At 61.6% G+C, this 310-nt stretch carries 1 pseudogene; it reads left to right on the top strand.

The features are described from left to right. Positions 1-101 precede the first annotated feature (101 nt). Positions 102-254: pseudogene (locus Y88_RS19680) on the top strand (IS3 family transposase); the annotation flags it as partial. Between the last annotated feature and the right edge of the window lie 56 nt (positions 255-310).

Genomic DNA, 310 nt, shown 5'->3' with positions numbered 1-310 from the left:
CGCCTAATTTAAGACAAATGGCCTCCGGCAATCCCGGCGCGGTTCACGCTCATCGCGATGGCCCATCAACCTGGCAACACGACTGAGGCCGTACGCTTACCTACGACTACAACAACGTCAGGCCACACTCGTCGCTGGAGAACCGAACACCGGCACAAGCGCGCCGAGCGTTCCTGCTGAATGGAGGCGTCACGCCCGGCGCGCTTGTGCCGGTGGGGCAACACGAATATCAAACCGGCGGACTCTCGTTATGACCGCAGGACCAGCGGGGGGCAGGTCACTCCGCATCGGCAAGGATCCCCCCTATTTT

The sequence above is a fragment of the Novosphingobium nitrogenifigens DSM 19370 genome (assembly GCF_000192575.1).
Classification (GTDB): domain Bacteria; phylum Pseudomonadota; class Alphaproteobacteria; order Sphingomonadales; family Sphingomonadaceae; genus Novosphingobium; species Novosphingobium nitrogenifigens.
The sequence above is the reverse complement of the archived record's forward strand: the minus strand, read 5'-3'. Positions and strand labels throughout refer to the sequence as shown.